At 58.8% G+C, this 4,394-nt stretch carries 3 protein-coding genes and 2 pseudogenes; 2 read left to right on the top strand and 3 right to left on the bottom strand.

The genetic code is table 11. The features are described from left to right. Nucleotides 1-992: 992 nt before the first annotated feature. The gene (locus AC066S_RS38485; RefSeq protein ID WP_164719152.1) at nucleotides 993-1,322 is read left to right on the top strand and encodes a hypothetical protein; all 330 of its coding nucleotides are present in this window, start codon (nucleotides 993-995) and stop codon (nucleotides 1,320-1,322) included. A gap of 148 nt (nucleotides 1,323-1,470) precedes the next feature. Here AC066S_RS38485 and AC066S_RS38480 read toward each other — a convergent pair whose 3' ends face one another. Both AC066S_RS38480 and AC066S_RS38475 read right to left on the bottom strand, forming a co-directional pair. Continuing rightward, on the bottom strand, nucleotides 1,471-1,677 hold the full coding sequence (locus AC066S_RS38480) for a hypothetical protein (RefSeq protein WP_235884960.1): 207 nt from the start codon (nucleotides 1,675-1,677) through the stop codon (nucleotides 1,471-1,473). 573 nt (nucleotides 1,678-2,250) lie between these two features. Next, nucleotides 2,251-2,466, bottom strand: a complete 216-nt coding sequence (locus AC066S_RS38475) for a cold-shock protein (RefSeq protein WP_126262132.1) — start codon at nucleotides 2,464-2,466, stop codon at nucleotides 2,251-2,253. A 974-nt stretch (nucleotides 2,467-3,440) separates the two neighbouring features. Between AC066S_RS38475 and AC066S_RS38470 the strand changes: the two are divergent. Beyond that, a pseudogene (locus tag AC066S_RS38470) lies at nucleotides 3,441-3,557 on the top strand (IS3 family transposase); the annotation flags it as partial. Between the two features lie 5 nt (nucleotides 3,558-3,562). Here the strand turns inward: AC066S_RS38470 and AC066S_RS38465 are convergent. After that, a pseudogene (locus tag AC066S_RS38465) lies at nucleotides 3,563-3,775 on the bottom strand (transposase); the annotation flags it as partial. Nucleotides 3,776-4,394: the final 619 nt, after the last annotated feature.

The following is a 4,394-nucleotide window of genomic DNA, read 5'->3' as shown; positions in this document are numbered from 1 at the left end:
AGCCTTGACGGCAGCACACCGGATCAAGCCTACTTCACCCCGCTGCCGCTCCGCACGGCAGCCTAACCCCGGCAGAGGCTCCACTTATCGACGCGGATATTCTGTTCAGACAACCGGGGCCAGCTCACTCTTGGGCCTGTTCCTGGAACTGCTAGGGCGCGGGCTCGCCTCTCCAGCCCAGCTCAATCCAGCTTCTTAACGGACGACTGATCAAAGGCGGTTCGAACCCAGATAAGTTTTAACGCGTCCTATCAAACTGGATGAGGGGTCAGGATGAGCAAAGAATTGCGCGTCTATGCGTCATTGAGGCATAAGAGATAAGACGTTCACGATCGACCGATTGATCCTCCGAGCGCTGGTTAGCTCCATCAATTCCGTGCTTTTTTTTGCGCAGGCGATCGATCGCCGCGTTGTGCCTGTCGTAGGCGGCAACGATCTCGTTGACCGCTTTTATTTCCCTGTGCTCGCGGACCGAGTGTACAGCGCTGCACCTTCGGTTGTGGTAGAGATACGGTTAGGGTCAGTGAACATGCCTATCGACTGATCGGATTTAATTGCGCCCTCCAGTCATCCACGGCAGGTATTCTTTTGAGCGGATCTGGGTTGTCCCGCATCACGATCGCGCCACACTTCCACCTGTGCTCCTCGCGCGGCGAAGAAGCCGTTTCCTTCTCCCACCGTCTGAAGCGCCCGTCCTAACGGCGCCAAGCCGATGATTACGGCCGTCACGATTGGGGGGTCTTTTTCTCCCACACGATGTAAAGCTCGCCCTTGCTGTTGTACTGCGCAGGACGTCAACTGCGGTTCGCAAAGCCTCGACCAGTCGCCGCTCAGTTTGGCGCCGTCTAGGACCACCGTAGAGCAGCCCGTGGTGGGCAGGATTACGCGGTCGAAAGGCGGCCGTATGCCTCAAGCTGTATCGACGAATGGTATCCATTGCACCTACCAGGATTGGTTGGTGCCGATCTCATGCGGCCTGGGGCAAATGCGCCATGGCGACTGAGTTAGATTCGATTTTTGATGTGATTGAGCATCACCGCGAGCTTTCCGCGCAATACGATGCCGCGGTATCCCTATCGGCGAAACTAGTCGAAGGCCCCGAATTTGATGCCGCCGAGGCAATCAGCGAGGAACGGTTGTTGGCTCTCGAGCAGTACGCAGACGTGCTCATCCACTCCAAACCGACAACGCTTGCGGGCGTCATCGCGCTGAGCCGCTACGTCGCCAGCCTACCGACTTGGCTGCTGTCTGATGAATATGATTGGCATCAATCGTTTCTGAGGATGCTAACGGACGCGCTGGACGAAATCAGTGTGGGGTAGCGCCACGATTACCGAAATCCTGAAGGCACGCGCTCATCCGTGACATCAAACCGCGCGCTTTGCGCGTGAAGCCCGCCAAGCCGCGAGTGCATCGTCCGCGGCGCTGGCCGTCGCCTGAGGTAGACCGGACGCCCGGTCCAGATACCGGTCAATCGCCTTGCGGTCCCAGCGCTGTATGCCGGGGATCGCCCCCCTTCTTCATCCACGTCTCGAACGCGTCCTCGGAGCAGCCGCAATAGGCGGCCGCGTCGGTCTTGGTGAAACCCCGAGGTTCGATCTGGTCGGCGCGTTTTATCCGCTCCGAACGCCTCAGCTCGGCGGGCGAGCGGTTGTCCCGTTGGTGATCCCCGTCCATTCGGACCACCGCGGCGAAGTTAGCGGCAACGTGACTCGGCGCCTCGTGTCAGATACGGCGCTGTCCCTACCACACGCGCCGCTAATTTCAGTAGGGACAGCGCCCGATCTATGGCTCCCCAAAGCTGGAATCAGGTGCCGAGTCGCGCCCGCGCTGCTTCCGCGTCACTATGTGCGGCGCGAGCCAGTGCCGCGTCGGCCATTGATGCTCGACCCCTACATTCCCATCATCGAGAATGGTTCGCAGCGACCTGTCCGCGGCCGATCTTCTCTCCCGGCTGGAAGCGCATGCGCCCGGTCGGTTCGGCCGGCATCAGCGGCGTACGATGCAGCGGCTGGTGAAGAATTGGCGATCAAAGCCCGCTCGACAGCTCATCAGTAGCGCAGAGATTACGTTAAGCATCGATCCTCGCTACGTACCTGATGTCCGGGTCCCCACAGGGGCCTTCGCCCAATCAACGCAAGCCGGTCCAGGTAGAAACGGGGATCCGCTTCGGTAACATTCTCGGGGCATTTTCCGCGTCGCCCGACAGTTTGAACAATCTCGAACACCTGCTTAAGGATACGCGGCACTTTAATCGATTAGCCTGACCTCGGCAGCTCTGTACTTTGAGCGCCGTTTGTTGAAGCGAAGATCGAAAGTCACACGCGTGCCCGGCAGCAGATCGGTACCTGTGCAGTTGCGTAGTTCGGACATATGCACGAACACATCCTCGCCCTTGGCACCATCAGGCCTTATGAAGCCCCAGCCCTTTTCAACACTGTACGACAATACCGTTCCAGTCTGCATCTTTGCTTGTCGAGATTGGAAGTATCGTGCGTCGACGTTTGGGCGACGATATCGAGTCGCAAGCTACGCCTGCGCGGCTACTTCGTAGTCGCGGGTACACTTTCCTGATTTGCCTGGAGCAAGGATCTCGTCGGCATGACGGTCTCGTATCGCCGGCTCAGCGAGAAACTGATTCGTCGCGTTCGTGCCCGCGTAGGTTAGCGGCGGCGAGCGCGCGCGAATCCGATCGCCGGCCGAAGTTCCTGTTTCATATCGCCTCACAGCACCAGCGGGGCGGACCAGACGCTAGCGGCGACGCGGCGCCAAGCCCGCCCCTAACATCACCGCATCTGGAGTAACCGGTAATGCTGCTCCGAACCGAGCAAGGGCCGTGCCGAATCGAGAATCGGAGCTTGTGCAGGCGCTTCGTAGCGTGGCTATATGGTCGAGTCGTCGACATTGGTCTGAAAGCTGACGATCAACGCCAATCCTGTCCGAAGCTTCCTGCTCTCGCTTACTTCGGACGAATGGCGGGATCACGGTAGCTTGTCTGATCCAGGATCGCCGTTCTCCCCGACGGATTGCGACAACTGGCCCCGGCCGATCTCGCTCAAGTAACCCAACCGATAGCGCCAAGTATGACGCCCCTGAAAAGCGAAGCTAGGTAGAAGCACTTATAATTGCTGACGGTAAACGCGACCGACTCCACCCGGAGCGCTCAACTGAGAAAATCAATGGGGCCGCGAGACGCTGCCGTCCCGCGGCCTCGCCACCGGAATCTAGCGAAAAAACAGTTTAAGTATGAAAATCCCTCCACCGGTGTTCCTCCAGTAGAACACCATGTTCAAAAAATTGACAATCCGGGCGGATACGGAAAAAGGACCTGATTGGTGCGCGACATACGGGCAGGCTGCCAGATCGAGTCGGCGGGAGCTGCCGAGGAGGCGTCAGGAAGCGCTGGACGCTGCGGTGTTGAGCATCGGCACTGGCGGTAGCGCCGGTTCGAAGCCAAGCTGCGCGACGATCGCACGCCGGCGACGCGATCGAATGAGACCCGCGCTGTGGACTTTGTTCATGATCAGCTGGCAACCGGCGGCAAGCTCCGGGTGCTGCCTTGATCGGCGACCAGCTTCTTCAGCTTGGCGTTCTCGTCCTCGAGCTGCGTCGGCGGTCCCAGCTCGGTCGGCAGCAGCCCGTCATACTTCTTCTTGCAGCTGAAATAAGTCGCCTGCTAATCCCGGCCTTGCGGCAGATCTCGGCCACCGCAATCCCATCATGGCCTGCTTCAGGATGAACGCCTTCCCGGGTCCGAAAATCTTGAGGCCTTCATCGTCGTCCGCTCCTCTCAGCCAAGGGGATCGGCCGGCGCAAACTCTAGCCAAAGATGGTGCCAATTTGCCGGCCTCAGATCAGCCACGGTCGATCATCATCGGCTGCTGATGAATCTGCGCAGTTGAGTACTTGTACTTCTTCCCTGTGTCCGAGCGCTATCAAAGAAGGTAGGCGTGGACATGTCGAAGGTCGTGGTACGTTCCAAGGGTTGATGATCGGAACTGAGCAGAGAACCACTAGTCAATCCTTGTTCAGGTTAGGACGTATCGAATGCTTGGGATTGCAGCCGGGGACGGGAAACCCGAACGGCGGACAAGCACAGTGCCCGAGGTGGCTGAGCCCTCCGCCGGAGCATGTAGCGTTGCTGAATCGGCGGCATCGCGCATTTCAATTGGGTTTGTCGAATGGCAAAATTAACTCAAGCAACAAGGCCTGGAATGCGGTTGGAAGTCTCTCATGAAGCTCGCACGTGTGGTCATCGGCTTGGTTCGTCGACCGTGAAGAACGTTGATCATGAGGTCTGTTGACGGGATGACCAGGCGCCGGCGAACAGGAAGGCGCAGCAGATCCGGACAAACAAAGTCGTGAGCCAGAGGATCAGAATCCGGAAGTTGTAG

Source organism: Bradyrhizobium sp. CFUWI, from assembly GCF_056429085.1.
This window is presented reverse-complemented; position numbering and strand designations above follow the sequence as displayed.